This window comes from Commensalibacter nepenthis (assembly GCF_029953305.1).
Taxonomy (GTDB): Bacteria; Pseudomonadota; Alphaproteobacteria; order Acetobacterales; family Acetobacteraceae; genus Commensalibacter; species Commensalibacter nepenthis.
The window spans coordinates 407,985-433,477 of the sequence record NZ_JASBAN010000001.1 but is presented as its reverse complement, the minus strand read 5'-3'; the positions used below and the strand labels follow the sequence as shown (position 1 = coordinate 433,477).

23 protein-coding genes are annotated in these 25,493 nt (G+C 39.9%); all 23 read left to right on the top strand.

All coding sequences use genetic code 11. From position 1 onward, the window contains the following. Nucleotides 1-32 precede the first annotated feature (32 nt). The 23 genes from QJV33_RS01895 to QJV33_RS01785 all read left to right on the top strand — a co-directional run bounded on the left by QJV33_RS01895 (nt 33) and on the right by QJV33_RS01785 (nt 25,434). On the top strand, nt 33-947 hold the full coding sequence (locus QJV33_RS01895; RefSeq protein ID WP_281461727.1) for an aldo/keto reductase: 915 nt from the start codon (nt 33-35) through the stop codon (nt 945-947). A gap of 110 nt (nt 948-1,057) precedes the next feature. Continuing rightward, the gene (locus QJV33_RS01890) at nt 1,058-3,577 is read left to right on the top strand and encodes a penicillin-binding protein 1A (protein ID WP_281461726.1); all 2,520 of its coding nucleotides are present in this window, start codon (nt 1,058-1,060) and stop codon (nt 3,575-3,577) included. 71 nt (nt 3,578-3,648) lie between these two features. Next, nucleotides 3,649-4,780 (top strand): peptide chain release factor 2 gene (gene prfB, locus QJV33_RS01885; protein WP_281461725.1). Its coding sequence is split into 2 segments (ribosomal slippage): nt 3,649-3,717 and nt 3,719-4,780, totalling 1,131 coding nucleotides; the frame shifts between segments, so codons are not numbered across the junction. Between the two features lie 55 nt (nt 4,781-4,835). Then, nucleotides 4,836-5,543: an energy transducer TonB gene (locus tag QJV33_RS01880; RefSeq protein ID WP_281461724.1), complete on the top strand. Its 708-nt coding sequence runs from the start codon at nt 4,836-4,838 to the stop codon at nt 5,541-5,543. A 14-nt stretch (nt 5,544-5,557) separates the two neighbouring features. Next, nucleotides 5,558-5,983: an energy transducer TonB gene (locus QJV33_RS01875; protein WP_281461723.1), complete on the top strand. Its 426-nt coding sequence runs from the start codon at nt 5,558-5,560 to the stop codon at nt 5,981-5,983. Between the two features lie 458 nt (nt 5,984-6,441). Then, entirely contained in the window at nt 6,442-7,371 is a 930-nt protein-coding gene (locus QJV33_RS01870) for a MotA/TolQ/ExbB proton channel family protein (protein WP_281461722.1), read from the top strand. Further along, nucleotides 7,368-7,823, top strand: coding sequence for an ExbD/TolR family protein (locus QJV33_RS01865; protein ID WP_281461721.1), 456 nt, complete (start codon nt 7,368-7,370; stop codon nt 7,821-7,823). Before QJV33_RS01870 ends, QJV33_RS01865 begins: the two co-directional genes overlap by 4 nt. Nucleotides 7,824-7,844: 21 nt before the next feature. Then, nucleotides 7,845-8,288 (top strand): ExbD/TolR family protein, encoded by a 444-nt coding sequence (locus QJV33_RS01860; protein ID WP_281463367.1) that lies wholly within the window; start codon nt 7,845-7,847, stop codon nt 8,286-8,288. 15 nt (nt 8,289-8,303) lie between these two features. Further along, nucleotides 8,304-9,530: a tetratricopeptide repeat protein gene (locus QJV33_RS01855; RefSeq protein WP_281461720.1), complete on the top strand. Its 1,227-nt coding sequence runs from the start codon at nt 8,304-8,306 to the stop codon at nt 9,528-9,530. Nucleotides 9,531-9,699: 169 nt separating this feature from the next. Continuing rightward, a complete protein-coding gene (locus QJV33_RS01850) occupies nt 9,700-10,881 on the top strand; it encodes an MFS transporter (protein WP_281461719.1) in 1,182 nt (393 codons plus the stop codon). Between the two features lie 113 nt (nt 10,882-10,994). Next, entirely contained in the window at nt 10,995-11,561 is a 567-nt protein-coding gene (locus tag QJV33_RS01845) for a NifU family protein (protein ID WP_281461718.1), read from the top strand. Between the two features lie 15 nt (nt 11,562-11,576). Further along, nucleotides 11,577-12,164, top strand: coding sequence for a malonic semialdehyde reductase (locus QJV33_RS01840; RefSeq protein WP_281461717.1), 588 nt, complete (start codon nt 11,577-11,579; stop codon nt 12,162-12,164). 4 nt (nt 12,165-12,168) lie between these two features. Further along, the gene (gene tsaB, locus QJV33_RS01835; protein WP_281461716.1) at nt 12,169-12,864 is read left to right on the top strand and encodes a tRNA (adenosine(37)-N6)-threonylcarbamoyltransferase complex dimerization subunit type 1 TsaB; all 696 of its coding nucleotides are present in this window, start codon (nt 12,169-12,171) and stop codon (nt 12,862-12,864) included. A gap of 2 nt (nt 12,865-12,866) precedes the next feature. Beyond that, nucleotides 12,867-13,316, top strand: a complete 450-nt coding sequence (rimI, locus tag QJV33_RS01830) for a ribosomal protein S18-alanine N-acetyltransferase (RefSeq protein WP_281461715.1) — start codon at nt 12,867-12,869, stop codon at nt 13,314-13,316. Nucleotides 13,317-13,469: 153 nt separating this feature from the next. Then, on the top strand, nt 13,470-13,904 hold the full coding sequence (locus tag QJV33_RS01825) for a Fur family transcriptional regulator (protein ID WP_281461714.1): 435 nt from the start codon (nt 13,470-13,472) through the stop codon (nt 13,902-13,904). A gap of 27 nt (nt 13,905-13,931) precedes the next feature. After that, entirely contained in the window at nt 13,932-14,777 is an 846-nt protein-coding gene (locus QJV33_RS01820; RefSeq protein ID WP_281463366.1) for a GNAT family N-acetyltransferase, read from the top strand. A gap of 37 nt (nt 14,778-14,814) precedes the next feature. Then, nucleotides 14,815-16,413 carry an apolipoprotein N-acyltransferase gene (gene lnt, locus QJV33_RS01815; protein ID WP_281461713.1) on the top strand — a complete coding sequence of 533 codons (1,599 nt, stop codon included), beginning with the start codon at nt 14,815-14,817 and terminating at the stop codon, nt 16,411-16,413. 91 nt (nt 16,414-16,504) lie between these two features. Beyond that, nucleotides 16,505-18,598, top strand: a complete 2,094-nt coding sequence (locus QJV33_RS01810; RefSeq protein ID WP_281461712.1) for an FUSC family protein — start codon at nt 16,505-16,507, stop codon at nt 18,596-18,598. Between the two features lie 133 nt (nt 18,599-18,731). Further along, nucleotides 18,732-20,858: an FUSC family protein gene (locus QJV33_RS01805; RefSeq protein WP_281461711.1), complete on the top strand. Its 2,127-nt coding sequence runs from the start codon at nt 18,732-18,734 to the stop codon at nt 20,856-20,858. A 41-nt stretch (nt 20,859-20,899) separates the two neighbouring features. Next, complete coding sequence (locus QJV33_RS01800) at nt 20,900-21,646, top strand: tetratricopeptide repeat protein (RefSeq protein WP_281461710.1); 747 nt, start codon at nt 20,900-20,902, stop codon at nt 21,644-21,646. A gap of 53 nt (nt 21,647-21,699) precedes the next feature. Beyond that, nucleotides 21,700-22,599, top strand: a complete 900-nt coding sequence (locus QJV33_RS01795; RefSeq protein ID WP_281461709.1) for a tetratricopeptide repeat protein — start codon at nt 21,700-21,702, stop codon at nt 22,597-22,599. A 3-nt stretch (nt 22,600-22,602) separates the two neighbouring features. After that, nucleotides 22,603-23,142 carry a hypothetical protein gene (locus QJV33_RS01790; RefSeq protein WP_281461708.1) on the top strand — a complete coding sequence of 180 codons (540 nt, stop codon included), beginning with the start codon at nt 22,603-22,605 and terminating at the stop codon, nt 23,140-23,142. 132 nt (nt 23,143-23,274) lie between these two features. Next, nucleotides 23,275-25,434: an FUSC family protein gene (locus QJV33_RS01785; protein WP_281461707.1), complete on the top strand. Its 2,160-nt coding sequence runs from the start codon at nt 23,275-23,277 to the stop codon at nt 25,432-25,434. The last annotated feature ends 59 nt before the right edge of the window (nt 25,435-25,493 follow it).

The following is a 25,493-nucleotide window of genomic DNA, read 5'->3' as shown; positions in this document are numbered from 1 at the left end:
AAAATGGTATTTTGTAGAAAAGGAACCGAAAAATGGGCTTAGATGTAAATGCAGCCAATGCGGGCACATATAAAATTGGTGGGGATATCGCCGTTAATCGTATGGGCTTTGGTGCAATGCGTATTGTTGGGCAGGGCGTGTGGGGGGAACCTGAAGACCGCAACCAAGCCATTGCAACGTTACAACGTGCGGTGGAATTGGGGGTCAATTTTATTGATACAGCGGACAGTTATGGTCCATTTATCAGCGAAGATTTAATTCGTGAAGCTTTGTATCCTTATCCACCAGAATTATTAATCGGAACCAAAGGCGGACATACGCGTCATGGTCCTGATATTTGGCGTCCGATTGGTAATCCTGAGTATTTGCGTCAATGTGTATTGATGAGTTTACGTCGCCTAAAGCTGGATCAGATTCGTTTTTGGCAATTACATCGCGTGGCAGAAGATACATCACCAGAAGTGCAATTTGAAGTGATTGCCAAAATGCAGCAAGAAGGATTGATTGGTCATGTTGGGTTGTCTGCGGTGGGGGTCAGCATGATTAAAAAAGCGCAAGAATTTTTCAATGTTGTTTCGGTTCAAAATAAATATAATCTGATTAATCGTGAATCAGAGCATGTTTTACAATATTGCGCGGCACATGATATTGCTTTTATCCCTTATGCCCCTTTGGATCAAAAAGAATTTGAAGAGGGGATTGTCTTAAAAGAAATCATGATGAATAAGCAAGCGACTGCTCGTCAAATTGCGTTGGCATGGTTGTTAAGACGTGCCGAGCAGATTATTCCTATTCCTGGAACGGGTAAAGTCAATCATTTAGAAGAAAATGTGGCGGCGGTGAATATTCATCTGTCAGATGTCGAATTTGCACGCCTAGATCAAGAAGGTGCAGAAATGTGGGAAAAACGTAAAGATTCTGTTAAATTATATTTGAGAGAAGAGTAAGTTTTTAATCCTTAACTGATTTGGCTTATTTCAATTTTTGTTGAAAATCTGTATATATGACAGTTAAATTGAATTATTTATATTATTTTTGAGAATAGAGCCTGATTCATATGTCTCCTAAAACCCCTGATACGCGTGACTCTGAACGTAAAAATTCTACTGCTATTTCGCCTCGCCGTCGATACCGGTTCTGGCGAATATTAATTGGGTCACTGACTGGATTGATTTTATTTGTATTTGTTGGTGGGGGGCTTGCCGTTTGGATAAAATATCAAAGTGCAGTCAAAGGATTGCCAACCATTGTGGGGTTGCGCGATTATTCCCCCCCTGTGATGAGCAGGATTTATTCTGGTGACGATCAGGTCGTGGCTGAATTGGCTTCTGAACGTCGGTTGTTCGTGCCAATAGCGGCTATTCCCCAAAAAGTCAAAGATGCCTTTATTTCAACTGAAGATAAAAATTTCTATACCCATGGTGGTGTCGATCCAATGGCTATTGGACGCGCTGTGTTGCAAGATATCTTTCGAGTTCATGGTAAACGTTTGGTAGGCGCATCGACCATTACGCAACAAGTGGCGCGGAATATGTTGTTAAATAACGACCGCAAGTTGGAACGCAAGATCAAAGAAGCCATTTTGGCGATGCGTATTGAACAATCTTTGACCAAGGATCAGATTCTAGAAATCTATTTGAATGAAATTTATCTTGGTGCTGGGGCTTATGGGGTGGCAGCAGCGGCACAAATCTATTTTCATAAAAATTTAGACCAATTAACCACTGCTGAGGCTGCTTATTTGGGCGGGCTTCCAAAATCGCCTTATAATTATGATTTGTTTCGCAAGCCAGAAGCTGCCAAGCAACGCCGTAATTTTGTACTTAGTCGGATGGCGGAAACAGGGGCGATTACTCAAGAAGAAAAAATTCAGGCTCAAAATGAACCGATATCTTCCAAAAATATCAGTGGTCGACGTGGTCCATTACCTGGAACAGAATGGTATGCCGAGGCTGTACGTCGTGATTTGATTGATCGGTATGGTCTTGAGAAAACCATGCAAGGTGGATTGGAAGTTCATACCAGCCTTAATTTACAAGATCAGACTTTGGCAACAAAGTTAATGCGTCAAGCCTTGATAAAATATGATCGTAATCATGGTTGGCGTGGTGCGGTGACACATCTTGGCGAGGATACTGTTGCTGATTGGACAGAGAATTTAAAGAAACAAAAAGCCCCCGCGGGTATGTTGCCAAATTGGCGTTTGGCAATGGTATTAAATGCAAAAACTGGCGAAGTGGGCTGGTTGTCTGGCGCAGGAAAAACTCATCAAGGAACGATCTTATCCAAAAGCTTATCTTGGTCAAAACGGAAACCATTGAAAGATGGTGATATTGTCATGGTTGAACCTCAGTCAGAGGGTAATCAAGTGGAGCTGTGTCAGATTCCTTTGATCGAAGGGGCATTGGTCTCGATGGATGTTCGGACTGGGCGTGTTTTGGCAATGTTTGGTGGATGGTCTTTTGCTGAATCTCAATTTAACAGAGCAACACAGGCTATGCGTCAACCCGGATCATCTTTTAAACCGATTGTTTATTTAGCGGGGATGGAAAAAGGGATTTTACCTTCACAGATTTTTATGGATTCTCCATTCTCAGTGGGGGATTGGCATCCAAACAATTATGAAAAGAATTTTTGGGGACCAACGGCGCTACATAACGGGTTAAGATATTCACGGAACTTGGTTACTATTCGTTTGGCGGCACAAATTGGTATGGATGCTGTTGCGAATCTGTCTATTGCATTGGGTGAAGTGGATTCAATGCCAAAAGTATTACCAGCAGTTTTGGGCGCTGTGGAAACGACTGTTTTGCGTCATGCGGGGGTTTATGCCAGTATTGCTGCGGGTGGGGTGGTCGTTCATCCGACAACTGTTGATTATATTCAAGATCGCAATGGTAAAGTGATTTGGCGTTCAGGTGAGTTCTCAGCTAATGACGTGAATGATCCTAATCATTTACCTACGCTTATTGATAATCGTAAACGCGTTGTATCAGCGCAAAGCTCTTACCAAATTATCACGATGATGGAAGATGTTATGCGTCGTGGAACGGGTTTTTCTGCAAGCAAAGGGATCGATACACCAATTGCTGGGAAAACAGGAACATCTCAGAATTTTAACGATGCTTGGTTTGCAGGATTTTCGCCTGATGTGGTGACCATTGTGTGGTTTGGATTTGATACGCCTAAAACGCTTGGAAAAGGAATGGCGGGTGGCGTGTTGGCAGGTCCAGTCTGGAATGCTTATATGAAAGATGTCTTGCCTACCTATCCAAAGAGAGATTTTATCAGACCTTCTGGCATTGTTATGGCAAGTTATAGCACCAGTAAGGGGATGGTTACCGATGCGTTTAAAACAGATCAAAAACCAGGGGATAGCATTAATTTAAGTCCAGGAGCTGCGACAGGTACATTAAGTGCTGCAGATACGGGGGCTGAGAATGTTCCAGATTCCGAAGATAATATGGGGGTTGGATATTCAGGCGATTACGTAAACGATAATGGTAAGATCAAGCCAAAAATAGCCCCATCACCATCTGGGGGTGGGGAGGATATTGGAATGGGTGGTTTGTATTAGACAGACTTGTATTCGTTTCAAAAAGTTGATATTAATATTGAGAACCATTTGCAATTGGAAGTTAAGAGGATATGTCTACAGAGAGTGAAGCCATTCATCAAGTGATTGAGCAGTCGTTAGAGCTGCTGAGGAGGCATCTTTGACTGGGATGTTGCGTTAGATCGACTTGCGGAGCTGAACCATCAGATCGAAGACCCTAATCTATGGGACGATGCGGATAATGCGCAAAAGATTATGCAAGAAAGAACCTATCTTGCTAATCAAGTTGAATTAGTACGCAAGTTAGAGCGTGATTGCCAAGATAATCTTGAGATGATTGAGTTGGCTGAGGTTGAAGAGGATCAAGCCATTATTGATGATGCTTTGAATAATTTAAAAGCATTAGAAAAAGAGGTGAAACGCCTTGAGATCGAAAGTCTGTTGTCTGGTGAAGCAGATCGTAATGATTGTTATATAGAGGTAAATTCCGGTGCCGGTGGAACCGAGGCTCAAGATTGGGCGGAAATGTTGTTGCGTATGTACACGCGTTGGGCTGAACAGCGTGGATATAAGGTAACATTTATGGAAAGCACGCAGGGGGAAACGGCTGGGATTAAATCCGCCACATTGCAAATCAGTGGGATTAATGCTTATGGTTGGTTAAAATCAGAAGCTGGGGTGCATCGTTTGGTTCGTATTTCGCCTTTTGATTCTGCGAAACGTCGTCATACATCTTTTGCGTCTGTATGGGTGTATCCTGTGATTGATGATTCGATACAAATTGATGTGAATGAATCGGATTTGAAAGTGGATACCTATCGTGCTTCTGGTGCAGGTGGGCAACATATTAACAAAACAGAGTCCGCTATTCGAATTACCCATATGCCAACAGGGATTGTTGTGGCTTGTCAAACGGATCGCTCACAACATCGTAATCGTGCGACGGCGATGGAGATGTTGAAAGCACGTCTGTACGAAGCTGAATTGAAAAAGAGAGAAGAGGCTGCTGCTCAAACAGAAGCTGGGAAAACAGATATTGGATGGGGACATCAAATTCGTTCTTATGTATTGGCGCCGTATCAATTGGTTAAAGATTTGCGTACAGAGGTTGAAAAAACAAATCCTCAAGCTGTATTAGATGGGGATCTGGATGAATTTATGGCGGCGGCTTTGGCATTACGGGTTGGGGCAACACGTTCGGAAGCTAGTGCTCAGGCATCATAAAATGTTATAGGGGTTGGGTGGTTATGGTTTTACAAAGTATAGGAAGAATTGATTAATGGTCAATTTGAATGAGCGTCATCCTGTTGAGCATATTGCTGGGTTCATCGGAGTTGTTATCTTTCACCTCTTGGTAATTTGGCTTTTGGTGGTGTTTTTATCAACCCCTAAAAAGGAACAAGCGGAAACGCTTCCTGTACAGGTTCAAGTTATTGATGTTGCTTCTTCGGCTTCATCATCGGCAACGGCGCAACCGCCAGCCCCTGAAATGATTGTGCCACCGCCTCCTGAAATAGAGCCACCACCAATTAATACCGAGGCACCACCGCAACCAAAGCCTCCTCCAATAGTCAAGAAAAAGCAGGTTAAAAAACGTCCTCCTGTGTCACCACCTTTACATAGTCAGCCAGCCACACAACCTGATGCGACCTCTGGTACGGTGGCAGGCACGCAAGGTCAAGGTCAGTCAAATGCGGGTGTTGGTAAGCCCGATCGCAGTGCAGGCAGTCGCCCTTTGAACGGGGCGCAGATTGAGTACCCCCCTGATATGGAAGCTGCTCAAAAGGAAGGGCGTGTAATTTTATCTTGTGACGTAGAGACAGATGGTTCAACCAGTAATTGTCATGTAATCAGTTCCTCTGGGGGCATGTCATTTACCAAGGCTGCATTGAAATATGTCAATAGTGCGCGATATCGCCCTGCGACTAAAAATGGTGTGCCTGTCAAAGAATTAGGACACCGTTATACGATTAACTTTAGATTATAAGGTAATAATTTTTATTGTCAGAGTTATATCATCTTCTACAAATGTTTTTTTCAGCATTATTATTTTTGTTAAGTTGTCTAGGGTCGTTGGGTCAATTCTTATATCCTTGGGCAAATAAAACGGAACAAAAATTGCCAAAAGCGAATATAGAGGCAATCACGCGTGCAGCTGGAAATCGTCCTGTTAACGGTGTCCAGCTGGAATATCCAAAGGATATGTTGGACGCTCGAAAGCAGGGAAGGGTTATATTATTTTGTGATGTAGAAGTCACAGGAAAGCCCGTCGATTGTGAGATAACGCAAACTAGTGGACATAAAGCGTTTGATGTTGCTGCTTTACGTTATATGATGCAAGCTCTGTTCGATCCAGCGATGGAAGAAGGTGTTCCTGTCAGAGAATATAAGCATCGCTATGTTGTTGATTTTAGATTAGGTCAATAAGTACTATGTTACAAAGAATGAATAATTTAATTGTGTTATACGAGAACATACAAAAATTGCGGAGCATGTCCTCTAAATCAACCAACACAAAAAAATATGTCTTTTTTGGTCGTAAATTGTCAAAAGAAAACTCGGCAAATCAGCGTAAGTTGACCGTTTCTTCTGACGCAATAAAAAACGAAGGCATTGAGGAGAACCCGTTTGCTTTGTAGTGCAAAATTACTCAGAAAGACTGTCAAAAGAGATGATGGTTTTTTTCTAAGTCAATTTCAATCGAGTATTCCGAGGTTGATTTACTTAAGATTCGTTTTGATTTTGTTACTGTTTATCCCGAGAGGGCTTGTTTGTAAGTCCATTTCTGAGATGCGTTTTCGTGTTTGTTAGTCCATTGAATATAAAGACTAGATTATCTTTGAACCATTTTGCTTTTTTGTTTTGTTGAGGAATATTTTTAAATTATGAGTAAGCGTTATCACTTTGTTCGTTATGTTGCTCCTGTTGCTTTTACATTAGCAATGGCGGTGGCTGCTAATCAAACAACTATGGCACAACAACCTAATCAAGCAGCACCTTCTCAGCCTGCTGCTGCACCAGCAGCCCCAGCAACAGCACAACCAGCAGCTGCGCGTGTACCTGCACAAGAACAGCCTGTTTCTGCGATGCCTGCCGCTGCGGATCAGGTAAAACCTGCTGAAAATCCTTATGGATTAAAAGCATTATGGTCAGGTGGAGATATTGTTTCTCGTATTACGTTGTTAATTTTGGCGATTATGTCGATTGGTAGCTGGTATGTGATTGTGATTAAAGTGATTGCACAAAATCGCGTTGCAGGTGCGTATAAAGAAGTCAGCCGCAAAAAATTCTGGCAACAAAAGAATTTACAACAAAGTGCTGAAGTTTTAGGTTCTCAATCTGCATATCGTTATATTACAGAAAATGGGATTGAAGCTGCGCAACATCACAAAGGTGCCTTGCAAGATTCTATCGATTTATATAGCTGGGTATCAATGAGCTTGCATCGTGCATTGGATCATGTTCAAGGGCGTTTACAAAGCGGATTGGCTTTCCTTGGAACAGTGGGTTCAACGGCACCTTTTGTTGGATTATTTGGAACGGTTTGGGGGATTCATCATGCGCTTTCTGCAATCAGCATTGCCGGTCAAGCAACATTGGATAAAGTTGCAGGCCCCGTGGGTGAAGCGTTGATTATGACTGCGATTGGTTTGGCAACGGCTGTGCCAGCAGTATTGGGATATAACTTTTTAGTACGTCGTAACAAAGTGGTGATGGATCAAGCCCGTAATTTCACAGCAGATGTTCAATGTGTATTGATTGGTGGAAATCCTCAATCTAAAAATCCAGCAACGAAAGAAAGTGACGCTGCATGAGCATTCACATAGGTGGTCCCCGCGGTGGTGGGGATTATGGGGGAATGGGGGGCGAGGAAAACGAAGTTGTTTCCGAAATCAACACAACCCCTTTGGTCGATATTATGTTGGTTTTATTAATTATTTTCTTGATTACAATTCCAGTTGCAACGCACTCGGTGCAGATCAACCTTCCTGAACGGATGAGTCATATGACGATTGTCAAGCAAGGGAATATTGTGTTGGCGGTTGATGCTCAGGGGAAAATGTTCTGGGATGAACAACCTATTGCAGATATTAGCACATTAAATACAAAACTTGCTGAAATCGCAGCGTTGAAGCCACAACCCCAAATTCAAATCCGTGGAGATATTAATGCACGTTATGAATTTGTTGGTAAAATCGTGGAAGCATGTCAACAAGCTGGGATCAGCCGTGTTGATTTTATTACGCAACCTCCAAAGCCAAACTAGGGGGAACAAGGATGATTAATGATGAATAATAATACATTAAGAACCCGACAAATGCGCCGTCTTGCTATGCAAAAAAGCACAGAAGAGGAAGAGGTTATTGTTGATATTAACACGACCCCTTTGATTGACGTGATGCTGGTATTGTTGGTGATGTTGATTATTACCATTCCTTTGCAAACGCAATCCGTGCAACTTGCACTGGGGAGTGGCGATCCCACCCAAGCTGAACCGCCACCAAGCCTAACAGTTGGTATTGATTTTGATAATACGATTTCATTTGATAATCAGACGGTTGCCAATGAAGAGGCGTTACAACAGAAATTTAAAGAGATCGCAGCGCTTCCAGATCAACCAACGATTTTTATCAAACCGAACAGGTTGGCAAGTTATAAAACAGTTGCCATTATTATGGCGGATGCTCAACGGTTGGGTATTAAAAAAATTGGGATTATGGGACAAAATTAAGTCGGGATAGAGTTGATGAAACAATCAGTTTGGATGCGTAATTTATTTGTAGCAACCATTTTAACATCTGTGGTCAGCATTGGTACGGTAACGCTTCATGCCAAAGATGTGGTAAGCAATCAAATGGCGGTGCCGTTGAAAAAAGCCGAGCAGTTCATGAAGCAAAGTAAATATGCTCAAGCTGATGAGGCGATCAAAGAAGCACAAGCAATCTCGAATGCTACCCCTTATGAACGCGATATTATCACACAGCTGCAAATTGCTTCTGCGGTCAAACAAAACAAAGTTGATGCTGCTTTGGCGGGATATACGCATTTATTGGCTTCGTCCCGATTAACCAAAGCACAACGTGTTCAAACGATGATGGCACAAGCCAGCTTGGCGTATCGTTCCAGAAAATATCCCCAGACCATCCAATATATTCAAAGCTATTTCAAAGAAGGTGGGGACAATCCTCACATGCAGACCTTGCTGATCCAGTCTTACTTTTTGAATAATGATTATAAATCGGCTTTGGCAGAACAACAAAAGCAAATTGACACAGAGCTTAAAAAGGGCTCTGTTCCTGCGGAAACGCAATGGCAATTTATGGTGAATTGTCAACAGAAATTAGGCGACAAAGAGGGGGTGCGCAATAGTTATATGGAGCTTGCAACGCATTATCCAAAACCTGAATATTGGTCGCATGTGATGAATTCTTTGGTGACGACCAAGGGTATGAAGCCTGCTGTTGAATTCGAAGTCTGGCAGTTCAGAGCCCAAGCAGGTTTATTAACAACAGCCGATCAATATATCACGATGGCGGAGATTGCTATTCAAGCGGGTTATCCTTATGCTGCACAACAAGCGATGGCTCAAATTCATAGTAAAAATCTGTTTGCAAGCAGCGATCAAAAACGTGTGTTGCGTTTTGAAGATTATGTCGGGAAAATTACGGCAAAAGCGAAAGCAGATTACTCAACTCAACTTGCACAAGCAGAAAAAGATCCTTCTGGTGATGCTTTATTTACGTTGGGATACGATCAATTCTGGAATGGACAAGTGACTGAGGCACCAAAGTTGATGCAACATGCTTTGTCTAAGCCTATTACAGATCGTAATCTTGCGTTATTGCAAAGCGCGATTGCCGAGCAAAATATAGGTCAAAAAGCCAAGGCAATCCAGATATTGAAATCCATCAAAGGAACAGGAGTACCAGCAGAGTTGGCAAGGTTGTGGTTGATGAGATTACAAGCAAATTAAGGGATAAAAGATATTCATAAGGAACTTTATGGCTAGTATTTTATATTTCACTAATTATTCAGAACGGTCTTTTAATATTGTGATTTGATTGCTCTTTGAGTAATGAAATAAGGTAATTGATGTCTGTCTATCGATATATATTAAATAAGTGTGAAAGTAATATATTGCCATGAATTCAGCAGTTTTACCTGATGTGTTACCTATTTCTCGAAAAATCCTCACGCTGATCGGGACGATTATTATTCAACTTGCTTTGGGGTCTGCTTATACGTGGAGTTTGTTTAACAGTTCTATTGCGCATCATTTACATGTTGATGTTTACAAAGTGGCGATAACGTTTGGTTTGTTTTGTCTAAGCCTATCCTTAGCATCATCCCAAGCAGCTTATTTGCAAAGAAAATTTGGCGTTCGTTATACGACCATGATTGCCGCAATGTTGATGTTTGCAGGGTTATTTCTTGCTTCGCAATCCACCAATCTATTAGGGATATATGTTGGTGCAGGAATTATTATGGGTGCGGCAGAGGGTGCTGTTTATTTAATGATTATCACCAATTGTGTTAAAATGTTCCCACAAATCAAAGGGGTCATTGCTTCGTTATCCATTGGTGCTTATGGGCTTGGGGGGGTGATTTTTAAATATGTTAATCATCATCTGTTGACCTCGTATGGGTTGGAATATGCTTTTTTTCTTTGGGGTATTATTGTTTTTGTATTGATGATTGTGCCAGCCTTTGTGATGGTTAATGCCCCAGAACAAATTCAAAATGCTGCCAATAGTTTAAGAAAAGTGGTGATTTATAAATCCTATTGGGGGTTTTGGGCAATTTTTTTAATGACGTCTATGACGGGTATTTATATCATAGGTGCCGCCAAAGATATTGGCGAACAAATAGCACATCTGGATGCGAATATGGCGGCGAATGCGGTGGCGGTATTAACATTTTTTAATTTATGTGGTCGTTTGGTGATTGGAAGTGCCTCGGATAAAATTGGCACTTTATTATCTTTGAGAATATGCCAAATATTGTTGTGTATAGGGGTTGCAACTATTTGTTACCTCGCTTTGAATACGCTATTCTTTTTTATTGCGGTGGCGTGTATTGCTTTTGCGTTTGGGGGAACGATTGCTGTTTATCCACCATTGATAGGTGATTTTTTTGGCATCGCAGGGGTTACCAAAAATTATGGCTTTATTTATTTGGGATTTGGCTTTGGCAGTGTGCTGGGCAATGTGATTTCGTTTGTATGTAATGGGTTTGAACGGACGATTCCTGTTTTATTGGTCTCGATGGTGCTTGCGGTGATTATTGTGATGTTTACCAAGAACAGAGCCTATTTTACTGAATGATTATCGTTGTAAAGTGAACAAGAGTTGATTATTTATCAAGAAAAGCATAAAAAGAATATCTGTCTAATTATATAGTATATCCGATACAGAGCGTTAAGGACTCTCAAGTAAGAATGATCCATACCGAAGAAACCCCGAATGTAAACGCATTGAAATTTATTTTGGGGCGAACCATTTTGCAAGAACATCAAGCGATTGAATTTGCAGATAAGGAAAGCGCTGTCTGTGCGCCTTTGGCACAATCATTATTTGATATTGCAGGGATTCAAAGAATATTCTTTGGCTCTGATTTTTTGGTGGTGACCAAAGATCATTCTGTGGATTGGAAGACCTTAAAAGGGTTGGTTGTATCCGTAATGATCGAATTCATTTTAATGCACAAGACGATGATTAAAATGGATGCCGCAACTTCTGAAAATTCTGAGATGAAAATTGCTGTTGAAGATCAAGAGATTGTCGAGAAAATCAAAGATATTCTTGATGACGAGGTCAGACCAGCTGTGGCGCGTGATGGTGGGGATATTATTTTTCATGGTTATAAAGATGGCAGCGTTTATCTGAGGATGCAAGGTGCGTGTCAGGGGTGTCCATCTTCATCTTTGACGTTAAAACACGGAGTAGAGACAATTTTACGCCGTCATTTGCCTGATCTTGTCTCTGTTGAAAAAGTCAATTTTTAGAAAAGAGATTTGCAAATGAGCTCATTGCCAGAGGAATCTTTGCGTCAATTATTTGAAGATGCCAGAACGCCAAAATTTTGGTCGGATAAAGAAGTTGAACCTGCTTTGTTGATTCAACTTTATAATTTGGTAAAGCTAGCGCCGACATCTGGTAATTGTCAGCCAGCACGTTTTGCGTTCTTAACCCATGTGGTTAGCAAAGAAAAGCTCCGTTCTGCATTATCGGGGGGGAATGTTGATAATGCATTGAACGCACCAGTAGTTGTTATCGTTGCTCATGATCCTTTATTTTACGAAGAATTGCCTAAATTATATCCTCAAACAGAGCTGCGCTCTTGGTATGCCGAGGATATTCCTTTTGCTGAGGAAACAGCTTTTCGGAATTCAACGTTACAAGGGGGATATTTGATTTTGGCAGCCAGAGCATTGGGGCTGGATGTATGGCCAATGTCAGGATTTGATAATTCCATGGTTGATACCTTGTTTTTTGAAGATCAAGGATGGCATTCTAATTTTTTAATTTGCTTGGGCTATGCCAAGAAAGATCAACAATCTGAACGGTTGCCTCGTCTTGAATTCCAAGATGCATGTTTGATGTTGTAATTTGATGAGCGACTGTAAAACGATTTTGGTCGTGAATGGTGCGTCTTCGTCTGAAACAGCGCCCAATTATATTGCGATTGTCCAACAGAATCACGAGAAATATTCCGTTATTGCACAAGAAAAAACAACGCTTAAAGGGGGTTCTGAACGGTTCCCACAGTATTTTCAGTCTTTTATTAAGCAAAATATCCTAACTGCAGATCAAATCAATTTGATTGCTGTGATGGTGGGACCTGGGTCATTTACGGGGCTGCGCGCATCGATTGCGTTTGCTTTGGGAATGCAGCTTGGATTAGGATGCCCTGCAATTGGATTAAGGCGTGGCGAGGTGCTATTTCCATTCTTGTCTGTTCATCATGGGTCCTCTCAACTAATTTGGCATGTTACACAAGCGCGTAGAGGGCGTGTTTTCGTGGAAACCAATCAGTCTTCACGAGTGATTGCGTATAATGATACCGAAATATTTTTTCCTGATGAGCCTTTTTTTATTACTGGAGAGGCTATTGCAACGATAGAAGACACGCTGCCAAGTCATGCGCATAAATTGCAAGATATGAATGAAGCAGATGCGCTTATGATGGCAAAAATTTCAGATCAGTACGATAGTAAAAGAATTATTTCGAATCAGATATATCCTTTATATGTAGACCCACCCGAAGCAAAATTACCACAAAAAGGGTTAAGAAAGGCTCCGATTTAGGAATGGCAGTCGAATTTTTAAGCCATAGCAATACAGAATTAGAAGTAGAATTGTCTTTGCTACATAGGGTGGCTTTTTCTGGAAAACAACGTTGGACAGAAAAAGATATTCACGAATTGCTTGAAATTTCTTTTCATCACGCGGTGATTGATTATGATGAAAATAATCAACTCAATGGATTTTTATTATATTCTTTGATAATGGATGAAGCAGAGATCCTTACTTTTTGTGTCCATCCTGCTAAACAACATCAAGGCATAGGAAAAAGCTTGTTCAGTATTTTTTTAGAAAAAATGAGGGAAAAACAGGTTCAAAAAGTGTTGCTGGATGTTGCAGAGGATAATCTGGTGGCAGTGAATTTATATCATCGATTGGGTTTTTCCCATAATGGGAGACGAGCCAATTATTATAAAAATAATGTGGATGCTTTGTTAATGTCTTTGACCTTATGAACATCATCATCGGCATGAATAAATAATTTGTTGTTTAAATGTTATTTTCTGTTTATCTTAAAAAAAAGCATAATTTATAAAATATCATTTGCATTCTGTGTATTTTATAAGCAACTTTAGAAAAAGTTTTTATTAATTGTTAAATTGGTTTCTATGACACGCGAAAATAAAGATATTTTATCCCATATAGAACGTTTATGTATTGAAAAAGGATTGAAAATGACAGGGCAACGCCGTGTAATCGCGCGCGTTTTGTCACAATCCCACGATCATCCAGATGTAGAGGAACTGTATCGCAGAGCCTCTCGTCTTGATGATAATATTTCAGTGGCAACCGTATATCGGACGGTGCGTTTGCTAGAGGAAAAAGGAATCTTGGAAAAACATGATTTCGGTGGTGGTAGAGCCCGATATGAGGTTACAGAACAAGGAACCCATTATCATTTAATTGATGTTGATACAGGAAAAGTTATTGAATTTGAAGATCCCGAACATGTTAAGCTGGTTCAAGTGATGGCAAAAAAACTGGGATTTGATCTGTTACAGCATCGCCTAGAGCTATTTGCACGTCGTATTCAAGAGAAATAAAAGCTAGAGAAAGGGAAATTGATTGTGGTGATAGAAGAAAAATCCACGAATAATTTATTAGAATTGAATTTACGACGTGATGAGCATGTTGAATTACGTGCTGGGAATTTAGGCGTGCGTTTGGCTAAAAATGATGAAGAGCGTGATGCTGCCAGAGCGTTAAGATATCGTATTTTTTATGAAGAAATGGGGGCAATCCCCAGCGAACAAGCAGTTCGTACCAAACGAGATTTTGATGATTTTGATCAATATGCGGATTATTTATTGGTAATTGATTACGATCAAAGCACAGTCATGGATCAGGTTGTTGGAACTTATCGTTTGTTGCCACAGGAAAAAGCGGATTTGGCAGGGAAATTCTATAGTGCAGGGGAATATGATTTGTCTGCCTTACAAGAATATCCTGGTCGGTTGTTAGAAGTTGGACGTTCTTGTATTGATGCAAAATATCGTGGGCGTGTGGCGATGCAGCTGTTATGGGAAGGGATTGCGCTTTATATTTTTATTCATCGTATTGATATTTTATTTGGCTGTGCCAGCTTGCCAGGAACCAATTTAGCCGATCATGCCGAAAGTCTGACCTATTTATATCATGCACATTTAGCCCCGCCAGCGCTAAGGGTGACTGCTGTTCCAGAAAGACGTGTTGAGATGGTGCATATGGATCTCCATAGTTTAAATCACCGTCATGCGTTGGTTAAATTACCACCATTAATCAAAGGCTATTTGCGTTTAGGTGGCTATGTGGGTGACGGCGCAGTGATTGATGAACAGTTTAATACGACTGATGTTGCGATTATCGTCAAAACAGAATTATTTGCGGATAAATATTACCGTCATTACGAACGTCGCTTGCGTGATGCCTTGGAATGACCTAGAACAGTGCATCGCATGATGAACAAAGTTTTTAATGATGAATGCACATAGTGTCTTGAATAAATTAACCACTATTACTGGGATCAAAGGGCTTTTGCTGGTAATAGGAATGGGGGGGCTTTCTGCACTAGCGTTCCCTCCGACTTATTGTATTCCGATGTTATTGTTTACGTTTCCTGTATTGCTTTTAAGGATAGAACAAGCTCCAAGCTGGAAAAAAGCCTTTGCTCAAGGATATTGGTTTGGGTTTGGGTTACATACGGTTGGCTTGTCTTGGTTGGTGAATGCGATACTAATCCGGGCACAAGATTTTTGGTGGCTTGTTCCTATTGTTTCCCCTTTATGTGCAATTTTACTGGCTTTTTGGACGGGATTAGTCGGGGCGTTATATTATTGGTTACGTCCCAATGGATGGCGAAAGATTTTTGTTTTCGCAGGACTATGGACCGTTTGTGATATGTCTCGGGCGATTTTATTATCGCCGTCTTGGTGGAATCCGATATTAACCGGTTTCCCTTGGAATCCTTTGGGCAGCGCTTGGGAAATCCCAGGTTATGTGGGCGATCTGTTAATACAGCCTGCGGCATGGGTTGGTGTAGATGGATTGACATTATTCACCGTTCTGTTGGTTTTATTACCTATTTATGGGCGTAAAGGTTGGATGATGCTTGGTATTGCGTTGGTATGCTGGGTGGGGGCTGGATTGGCGAGGGTTGCCCCAGCACCTGTTGCACACAAAGATACGCCGATTGTTGCATTAATTCAGGGCAATATTGCTGAGGATGATAAAATTAACAATACGGATCCTAGACGAATTTTCCAAAATTACTTGTCTTTGACAGCAGAGGGGATGCAAGAGGCATTGCAACTTCAAAAGCAACAATCCATTCCTGACCGTCCCGTATTATTTGCATGGCCAGAGAGCGCTTTTCCTGGCGACATAACCTATGATTCCATGGCGAGATCAATATTGATGCAAGAAGCAAAAGGTGCGGTTGCAGGAATATTGGGTGCTATTACGCGTGATGAGCAAGGGCATATTCATAATAGTTTGGTTGTGTTAAAGCCCGAAGATGGTGCAATTATTGCACAATATGACAAGGCAAAATTGGTGCCTTTTGGGGAATCTCAGCCTTGGTATATCCCATTTCATATTGTCCCAGGTTCACCATTAACGCCGGGAAAAGGTGTGCAAACGATACCGCTTTCTGGGGTTAGTGCTTTTGGACCTTTGATTTGTTATGAAGTTATTTTTTCAGGGCAAGTTATTGATTCCTCGCAAAGACCAAAATGGTTATTGAATTTAACAAATGATGCGTGGTATGGAAATTCAGCCGGTCCTCGTCAACATTTGGCTGCCGTAAGGTTACGGGCAGTAGAAGAGGGTATCCCGATTGTTCGTGTGGCGAATACGGGTATTTCAGCAGTATTTGATCCTTATGGTCGTGAATTATTACGGATTGGTTGGGGAATAGGTGCTGCGAAAGCGGTTGCTTTGCCTGGTTCATTGTCTGGAACGATTTTTTCATATGCAGGACGATGGGTTCCGTTGATCATTTCCTTGATTTATATTTTATTGGGGATCATTGTGCCCAACAATACAATGAAAATACTTAATAAAGCAGATGAATAATCTGTGGTTTTTTAAATAATATCTGGATGTGAGTTCAATTTTTGTGACTTTAGAGTGGATAAAAAACTTCAAACCGTTTGCATTGAATAAATTGAAATCATATTCATGGCTATATGCCCCCCCTAAGGAAGCAATATTTTTCACATTACGGACGCTTCTTGCATCATATTTGGCGTTGGCGATTGCGTTATGGATGGAGCTAGACAGTCCCAAATGGGCAATGATGACGGTTTGGATTGTTGCCCAAACGTCACCAGGGGAAACGATTTCCAAAGCAAGATGGCGTGTTGTTGGCACTTTGGTTGGGGTTAGTATAGCTATTTTAATGGCGGCTGCTTTTCCTCAACAGCCTGTTCTATTTGGGGTTGGTTTGGCTGTTTGGATGGGCTGTTGCTGTTGGATAGCCAGCTTAATGCGTAATTCCAGTTCTTATGGCGTTGTGTTGGCGGGGTATACTTGTGCATTGATTGGATTGAGTACATCAAGCAACCCTGATGGGATTTTTATGATGGCAATGTCGCGCGGAAGTTATATTATTCTTGGGGTGTTGTGCCAAACCTTCATCGAGCGTGTTTTTGCATTAAATATGCGTGAAAAAAGTCAAGCCATATTGTTTGACAAATTGTCTCAGGCTGTTTCAGGGGCTTTGACGGTGATTGGTGAAACTTTGAAAGGGGATTATCAAGCAGCATTTAAGGTACAAAAGATTTTTGCCGCAGTCTCTGCGTTTCAAAGTAGTGTCGAATTCCGCAAAGAAGAATTGATGCGAGATGATCGTACAATCGATCATGTATATGCGATTTTATCATCAATTAGTGTTGTGTTAACGCGTTTGATTAACTTAACCATCTATATGAATTATTTTGAAAAAGATATTCGGTTTCAAAATATTATTGCAAAGATACAAAAATACTTGGATCAGCTGATTGTATCAGTCAAGCAGGATAAAAATTTTCAAGATCATTTAAAATCACTCAGTCAGTTACGCTGGGATTGCCGACAAATCATTACAGATTATATTTATGAGGATACAAATGCGATACAAAATAGTAAAAATGAAAATAGTTTGTTGAATTTACGTATTTTATATCGCTCTTTAAGTGAGTTGTTGGGTGAAATAGAAGTCATAATTATACAATATCAAAAAGCAATTAACCCAAATCCAAAAGATAAATTTAGATTTTCTTTACCTTCTTTGTATAATTTTAAATTAGCGTGGGGGAATTTGCTGCGTGTGTTTATTGCTGTTATTGTAGCGTGTTTTTTGTGGGAAATTACCGCATGGGATGAATTATCCAGCGCGATTGGGTTGTTATGTGTTGCATGCGGGCGGTTATGTTTATTTGAAAATGCTTATAAGATGTGTATCGGCTTTTTCAAAGGGGTGATTGTTTGCGTTTTGGCTGCGTGGTTGATTGATGTAACGTTAATGCCGTTAACTACTTCAATAGAGATGGTATTTTTGATGCTGTTTATCCCTTTATTCATTGGCGGGCTTGCAATTTATCATTTACCCACGCGCGGTATCGGAATGAGCTTTACTATTTTTTTCCCCTTTTTGGTTATCGTGAGTAATCAAAGCCGGATGGATGAGGTAACTTTTTTAAACACAACCCTAGCTGTTGTCTGTGGGGTGGGCTTGGCGGCGATGGCTTTTCGATTTGTTGCCCCGTATTCTCCTCAGAAAGTCAGGCGCGAAATTCGGTCTCGTATGTTACATAGTATTCGTGAATTAACAACGGTTTCGCAGAATCCTAATCATCGTCGTTGGTTGGCATCGACAATGGATTGGTTCGTTTCGTTAATGCGTCAATTTGATCCTGTGAATGAAACGATTTTAATTCAAAAATATAATCATGGCGCATTGGCGGTGATGTCTATTGGGTTAAATATTATGGAATTACGCAGTATGATCGATCATGATGTATTGCCCGAGGATATTAAAAATGAGTTGCGGGTTGTGATGCGTCGTATTCAGCATTTCCAAGGGGGACGTTTAGGGCGCACGGTTTTAATTATTAAAAGTGCGGTGCGGCGATTAAGAGCAAGAGAAGGAAAAGAAAGAAATCTTGCCAAACGTTTGGAAATTACAGAGGCAATTGCGTATTTGACTTTAATTTTCTTTGCATTAGACAAAAATGCTGCTTTTCTTAACCCTTCGTATCGTTTATATAATCGAGATTAGATAGAATATTGAGTAATATGAAATTTATAAAAGGATCTTTATAATATTTTGTAATACTCATATTATGATATATATAAATTTTTAATAATTATTTGAAATAATCATTATTAAATACGATTAGGCATTTTTGTCCATGATTTTAAGTAAGTCCGTTTTTGAATCGTTACGGTGGTTATATGCCCCTCAAAAAACGGCGATAATTTTTGCGTTTCGCACGCTTCTTGCCACTTATATTGTGCTTGTGATTGCATTGTGGATGGAGATGGACAGTCCACGTTGGGCGATTATGGCGGTATGGATTGTGGCGCAAAATTCCTCTCGAGGAGAGGTCTTGTCCAAAGCCTATTGGATTATTGTGGGCAATATTACGGGCATTATTATTGCCCTTTGTATTATGGGTAGTTTTCCTCAACAACCTCTTTTATTTGAGTTATCGGTGGCATTATGGGTGGCATTTTGTTGTTGGGTTGCCAGTTGCACACGAAACTTTCGAGCGTTGGGGATGGTGATGGCGGGATATAGTTGCGCCATTGTGTTATTATCTTCGGTCAGTGATCCCAATGATACTTTTATGATTGCTATGTCGCGTGGTAGTTATTTTATTTTGGGGATTTTGGCAGAGAATTTTACCGCACGTTTATTTGACCTGAATTTACATCATCAAGCACACAAAAAGCTTAATGATGATTTGCAAAATGCAGTTGAAGAAGGTATTAAGTCCGTTGCTCAGATGTTGGATGGGGATGATTGGGCGGTGGCTCAATCAGATCAGCTTCTTTCTTTTATGATTAATTTGAATAATAATATTGAATTTCGAGAGCAAGAAATGAAGGGAACGGGGCATACTGGCGATCATGCACGCGCTGTGTTGGCATCTGTGTCTGGATTGTTGGTCAAGGCAACGGGCTTCTCTATTCACCTAAAGCAAATTCAAAAAGACGTTCTTAATTTTCATTATATTGTTCCATTAACGCAAAGTTATTTATTGAAATTACGAGAACAATTAAAGACAGGAGCACCCTTATCAGAAACATTAACAGCGTTGAACGCATTGCGCTGGGAATGTCGTCAACGCATTGCTGATAGTTTTTATAAAAATTTGGGGCAACCCCAAGCCACCAACGAAGATTATGCACGTAAAAGTTTAAATGATCGTATTTTATATCAAAGTTTACGAGAAATTTTGGCAGAATTAGAAGTTACTTTACGCGAGTTAAGTAAAAGTCGGGATTTTAATTTACATGATAAATTCCGATTTGAGGTAAAATCGAGTTTCGATTTTAAAAGAGCATGGAGGAACGCAATCCGTGCTTTTTTTGCGATTGCGTTGGGGTGTTTTGCATGGGAAATCACAGGTTGGGACAGAGGGTATTTATTCCTAGCATTCTTATGTATGGGATGTGCGCGTTTTTGCTTGTTTGAAAATGCAACTTTGGCGTGTTTGGGGTGGTTCAAAGGGGCATGTATTGCGATTATTGTCGGGGGTTTTTATAATTTCATTATTATGCCTGCTGTTAGTAATCTGAATTTATTATTTATTTTGATGATTATTCCTTTGGGGATTGGGGCGTTGGCAATGTGTGTTCCTCGTCTTGCACCGGTTGCGTCGACTTATGCGTTTTTCTTTTGCTATATGTTGGGGTTTGCGAATGAGGGACGTGTGGATGAAATTTCATTTTTAAACAATTCGCTTGCTGTGTTTACGAGTGGTGTGTTTGCGTTGGCGTCCTATCGATTATTTTTCCCCTATCGTGCCAGAAAGCTCAGACGCCAAATGAGAATGAAATTATTGCGCGGTTTGCATCAGTTAGCACAAGCATCATCCTTACCTTTGGCGAGGGAATGGGTTGGATTTGTTTCCGAAGCATTTGTGGTGTTAATGCGTCAATTAAATGAAGATCGTAACACGACATTGGTAAAAACCTATCGTCATGGCAGTATGGCGGTGATGTTAATTGGGATTAATATTATTCGCCTGCGCCACATGGTTAAACATGATATTATGACAGAAGATATCAAGGATATTTTAAGGGTTGTATTAAGAAGGATTGCGGTTTTTGATGGTCGTCGTGCGGAATATGCTCAACATGCTAGAACCGTCATGATTGCACATCGTGCCATTACACGTTTCAGACAGCGTGAAGCAACAGAGAAAAATTTGGCTGTTCGTGTCGAAGTCAGTGCTGCGATTTCATCGTTAATTTTGATCTCTTATGCGTTGGACAAAAATGCTTCTTTTTTAAGAATTAAGAAACATTAAAATAGACTATATTGATTATATTATAAAGGATTAGCAGTTTAATGACACAAGATCAACAACAAGCGTTCAAACATAATCAAGAAATGGCTGATAGAGGCAATGCAAAGGCTCAATATGGTTTAGGTTTGATGTATTTCACAGGGGATGGGGGTGAACAAAATTACCTCAAAGCTGCTGAATATTTTTTAAAAGCCGCAGGTCAAGGCGATATAGATTCTCAATTTTATCTTGGGTTGCTCTATGAACATGGTGCTGGTGTAGAGCAAGATTTTCAGAAAGCTGTTCAATATTATCAACAAGCTGCCGAACAAGGGGATACCGAAGCTCACTATAATTTAGGCATGTTATATTTTACAGGCAGTGCTGAGGTTACCAAGGATATTCCAAAGGCAATAGATTATTTTACTGTAGCGGCAGAATATGGCAATGCGAATGCTCAATTTTACTTGGGATTAAAATATCATTTAGGTGATGGTGTGGACGAAGATTTTGACAAAGCTGTTGTCTATTATCAGCAAGCTGCCGCTCAAAATCATGTGAATGCACAATTTAGCTTGGGCGGAATGTATTATTTTGCAGAGGGCGTGGCACAAGATTACCAAAAAGCTATCGCTTATTATGAACAAGCTGCCGAGCAAGGCAATGCTTATGCACAATTTAACCTTGGTGAAATCTATGAATATGGTCATGGTGTAGAGCAAGATATAGGAAAAGCAAAAGCATATTATGAGCAATCTTGTGCCAATGGTTATGAACAAGCATGTGATAAATTGCAACAAAATCGATAATTGTCTATCATTGTTGGAAGTTATTGATTAAGGATTTTTTTAGGATAATATCCATGCAAAAAAAAAGACGACTATTCTACATGATAGTTACGTTTTCAATGGGTTGTACGACGAGTAGCTTTGCGTATTCCAATTTATTACCCTCTTTAATCAATGCACAAACGCAAAATACGATTGATGAAAAAGATCTAATCACGCATTTTATTGATAAGACTTATTACCCTGATGATAAAAGTAATGGAATAGGCTGTCTGCAAGCAGGGAAAAGCTATTTAACAAAACCAAATGGTGTGGGTCTATATCATTTGGCACAGTTACACTTGATTGGCTGTCAGATGCCTGCTGATACAAGGGCAGCGATGATATTTTATAAGCAATCTGTGAAACAAGGCAATCAAGATGCTGTGGCGATGTTAAAATTGATCGATCAACAAGGTTTGGAATCAGTTCAATCCTTGTTAATGACGCTTCAACACATTCAAAACCAAGCCCATCAAGACAATGCCAAAGCGCAATATCAATTGGCGATGTTATATCTTTATAATCATGATTTGCAAACCAGTTTGGATTGGTTGGAAAAATCTGCACAACAAGGATATTTGCCTGCCCTCTATCAACAGGGTAATTTTTACTTTATGGGGATCACTGGTCGTGCTGATCCTGTTAAAGCGGTGAGGATATGGAGAAAAATTGCTGCAACTGATCCCGCGGATCAAGATAAAGCGATAAAACAAGCTATTATTGATGCTGATTTAATGTTGGGACAAATTTATTATACTGGAAGAGATGAAATAGTGAAAAACCCAACGCAGTCTTTTTATTATTATGAACATGCTGCCAAGTTGGGAAATAAAGAGGGAATGCATTATATTGCGATGATGTATCAGCAAGGGACAGGTGTGGCTAAGAACCTTGAGCAATCACAATTATGGTTTAATAAACTCAAAGAATAATTCATGAATTTTAAAAGATATATTACAAAACTCAAAATTGCATATTGTTTTTCATGGATGATCGTTGGGTTATTATTTTTAACTCATAACGGAATTGCCAAGGAAACATCTTTAACCAGTCAGTGGCGTGTTTATCAGAATTCTCGTTTTCACTATCAAATATGTTATCCACCCTTCATGATCCCACAAGGAGAAGCAGAGAATGGAGATGGTCAAATATTCCTTGCCAAGGATGGTGCCACCATACGCGTATATGGGTCAAATAGTTTAAATATTCTTTATCATAATGATTTCGAGAAAATGATCCTAGAAGTCAGTCATTCTGTGCTTGGTGATGCTGGTCGCATTACCTATCGTACAAGTCATTCTCGGTGGGCTATTGTCAGTGGGTATGATAAGGATGGGAATATCGTGTATATGAAATTGTTAAAAGGCACCGATGGTCAAGCAATGGTTGCTTTATTGACATATTCAGAAACGTTGGAATCACGTTATAATTCATTATCTGTAAAAATAGCGACGTGCTTTAAAGCAATAGAATAACGAAAAATTAAAGTAGAATGTTTTATTTATCACAAAATAACGTTTTTTATTTAATTGATGAAGAGAGACTTTGATTTTTACGTCATTTTAGTAAGATGCATTTTATTTTAAAATATAAGTAAGGCTGATTTAGTGCGTTTTAGCAGAATAATATCGTTTGATTTTTTTTCGTTTGAAAATTGGCGTTGGTTATTTTTTCCTTCTAAAACTGCAATTATTTTTGTATTCAGAACTATTCTCGCCTCTTATGCTGCGTTGGCGATTGCTTTATGGATGGAAATGGACAGCCCACGTTGGGCGATTATGTCTGTTTGGGTGGTGGCGCAAAATTCTTCTCGTGGGGAAATATTATCCAAAGCCTATTGGGTGATTTTGGGAAATATTGTCGGCATTATTGCTGTGTTATGCATTATGTCCAGCTTTCCTCAACAACCGTTATTATTTGAATTAACAGTCGCATTATGGGTTTCTGTCTGTTGTTGGTTTGCCAGTTGTACAAGACATTTTTTATCGTTTGGCTGGTCAATGGCGGGATTTAGCTGTGCGATTGTTTTATTTGCTTCTGTGAAAGATCCAAACACAACTTTTATGATGGCAATGTCGAGGGGGAGTTATTTTATCCTAGGTATTTTTATTGAAAATTTGGTGGCTCGTTTGTTCGAAGTCAATTTGCATCGCTATGCCCATCAAAAATTAAATAATGATCTTCAAAAAGCAGTCGAAGGCGCGTTGATTTCGGTAATACATATTATTCAGGGGAAAAATTGGGCTGCGGCACAATCGGATCATCTTTTAACGTCGATTATTGCGTTAACTCATAATGTTGAATTCCGTGAAATAGAGTTGAAAGGAACAGGACATACAGGCGATCACGCACGGGCAACCTTATCCCTAGTTTCTTCTTTGCTGGTTAAATCGATGGGCTTTTCAATTCACCTTAAGGAAATGAAAAATCAATTATTACATTTTGATCGAATCCTACCACAGGCAGAAAGCACATTACAATCCATTATCAAAGGGTTAAAAAATAACGATGGGTTAAAATTCTTATTGGCGGGTATTAATCAATTACGGTGGGAGTGTAGGCAAAAAATCTCTGATAGCTTTTATCGCGATGTTAGAAACGCCCAAGAGTTTGATGCGACTCATGCACAAAAATCTTTGAATGATCGTATTTTATATCAAAATTTACGTGAAATATTGGCAGAATTAGAAAGCACTTTATTAGAATTATATAAAAGTCAAGATACCACTCTGCAAGATAATTTTAAATTCTCTATAAAATTTCCACCCGATTATAAACGTGCCGCACGAAATGCGATCAGAGCCTTTGTTACCATTACGATTGGATGCCTGATTTGGGAGATTACAGGGTGGAGCAATGCCACTGTATTCTTGGCATTTTTATGTATGGGGTGTTCGCGATTTTGCGTATTTGATAATATTATTGTCGCATGTGTGGGATGGTTCAAAGGGATATGTATTGCGATCATAGTAACCTTTATTTTTAATATGTTCATCATGCCAAAGATTACTTCTTTTGAAATTTTATGTATGATTTTATTACCTCCGATGTCTATTGGTGCTTTGGCGATGTGCACGCCAAAATATGCGCCGATTGCAGGTGGATATATGTTCTTTTTTTGCTATTTATTGGGGTTCGAAAATAGTGGCAGAGTGAATGAACTGGCATTTTTTAATGATGCAATGGCATTATTTATAAGTGGTTTAGTCGCGTTGATTGCCTATAGCATTATTTTCCCCTATCATGGGCGCAGGTTAAAACTCCAAATGCGTCAAAAATTGTTGGATGGATTACATAATTTAGCCAATAAAGCCAAACCTTATTCGCCCAGAGAGTGGATTAATTTCGTATCAGGTAATTTTACGATCCTCATGAATCAACTTGGGATTAATAAAAGCATTTCAACAGCAAATGCTTATCGTCACGGCAGTATGGCGGTGATGTTGATTGGGATTTGTGTTATTCGCCTACGGTTAATGGTAGAGAATGATATTATCACCCAAGATATTCGTGATGTATTGCGGGTTGTATTACGGCGAGTTGCCAAATTTCAGGGACATAAAGCGCAATATGGACAACATACACGTACGGTAATTATTGCATATCGTGCGATTAAAAAATTTCGTCAAAGGGAAGCCATAGAAAAGAATTTAGCCGTTCGTATGGAAATCAGTGTGGCGATTTCTGCCTTAATATTAATGACTTATGCTTTGGATAAAAACGCATCTTTTTTACGTGTCAGATCATACAGGTCTTTATTTTATTAAGATACAGCTATTTTACGTGAAATAATTGTTTGAAGATCAATGAAAAAAGGGATAACTTA

Coding starts and splice junctions, on each gene's coding strand:
- QJV33_RS01895 (WP_281461727.1), top strand. CDS start 33: ATGGGCTTAGATGTAAATGCAGCCAATGCGGGCACATATAAAATTGGT.
- QJV33_RS01880 (WP_281461724.1), top strand. CDS start 4,836: ATGGTCAATTTGAATGAGCGTCATCCTGTTGAGCATATTGCTGGGTTC.
- QJV33_RS01825 (WP_281461714.1), top strand. CDS start 13,470: ATGACACGCGAAAATAAAGATATTTTATCCCATATAGAACGTTTATGT.
- lnt (WP_281461713.1), top strand. CDS start 14,815: ATGATGAATGCACATAGTGTCTTGAATAAATTAACCACTATTACTGGG.
- QJV33_RS01840 (WP_281461717.1), top strand. CDS start 11,577: ATGAGCTCATTGCCAGAGGAATCTTTGCGTCAATTATTTGAAGATGCC.
- QJV33_RS01805 (WP_281461711.1), top strand. CDS start 18,732: ATGATTTTAAGTAAGTCCGTTTTTGAATCGTTACGGTGGTTATATGCC.
- QJV33_RS01800 (WP_281461710.1), top strand. CDS start 20,900: ATGACACAAGATCAACAACAAGCGTTCAAACATAATCAAGAAATGGCT.
- QJV33_RS01855 (WP_281461720.1), top strand. CDS start 8,304: ATGAAACAATCAGTTTGGATGCGTAATTTATTTGTAGCAACCATTTTA.
- QJV33_RS01790 (WP_281461708.1), top strand. CDS start 22,603: ATGAATTTTAAAAGATATATTACAAAACTCAAAATTGCATATTGTTTT.
- tsaB (WP_281461716.1), top strand. CDS start 12,169: ATGAGCGACTGTAAAACGATTTTGGTCGTGAATGGTGCGTCTTCGTCT.
- QJV33_RS01865 (WP_281461721.1), top strand. CDS start 7,368: ATGAGCATTCACATAGGTGGTCCCCGCGGTGGTGGGGATTATGGGGGA.
- QJV33_RS01845 (WP_281461718.1), top strand. CDS start 10,995: ATGATCCATACCGAAGAAACCCCGAATGTAAACGCATTGAAATTTATT.
- QJV33_RS01860 (WP_281463367.1), top strand. CDS start 7,845: ATGAATAATAATACATTAAGAACCCGACAAATGCGCCGTCTTGCTATG.
- QJV33_RS01795 (WP_281461709.1), top strand. CDS start 21,700: ATGCAAAAAAAAAGACGACTATTCTACATGATAGTTACGTTTTCAATG.
- QJV33_RS01870 (WP_281461722.1), top strand. CDS start 6,442: ATGAGTAAGCGTTATCACTTTGTTCGTTATGTTGCTCCTGTTGCTTTT.
- QJV33_RS01890 (WP_281461726.1), top strand. CDS start 1,058: ATGTCTCCTAAAACCCCTGATACGCGTGACTCTGAACGTAAAAATTCT.
- rimI (WP_281461715.1), top strand. CDS start 12,867: ATGGCAGTCGAATTTTTAAGCCATAGCAATACAGAATTAGAAGTAGAA.
- QJV33_RS01850 (WP_281461719.1), top strand. CDS start 9,700: ATGAATTCAGCAGTTTTACCTGATGTGTTACCTATTTCTCGAAAAATC.